Source organism: Nocardioides malaquae (genome assembly GCF_015070385.1).
Classification (GTDB): Bacteria; Actinomycetota; Actinomycetes; order Propionibacteriales; family Nocardioidaceae; genus Nocardioides; species Nocardioides malaquae.
The window spans coordinates 1-333 of sequence record NZ_JADCSA010000184.1; the positions used below are offsets into that span (position 1 = coordinate 1).

1 protein-coding gene is annotated in these 333 nt (G+C 34.2%); it reads left to right on the top strand.

Annotated features, from left to right (window positions below):
* Positions 1-205: hypothetical protein (locus tag IEQ44_RS17145; RefSeq protein ID WP_227487617.1), on the top strand; the 205-nt coding region annotated here is incomplete at its 5' end.
* Positions 206-333 lie beyond the last annotated feature (128 nt).

Genomic DNA, 333 nt, shown 5'->3' on the forward strand with positions numbered 1-333 from the left:
GTTACGGGGGCACGGTGGTGTAGTCAGTATCGCTGTCACCTCACAGCTCGAAGGTGGGATAAAAAAGATTACTATTATTATTATTATTAATATTATTATTGTTCTTATTATTATTATTGTTATTATTAATGTTATTATTAATGTTATTATTATTATTATTATCATATTTAAAATGTTCTACTCTTGGCTTGTAATGAGAAGTTGAGAAGGGGCAATATCTTCCTGCGTAAACACACCAACTTCCAAAATCTCACAATTGGGGCTCAGTTTTTCTAGTGTTTAACCAGAACTCTACAGGGGGATAACAGCTGAACTGACACCTTTGGTCGGCAG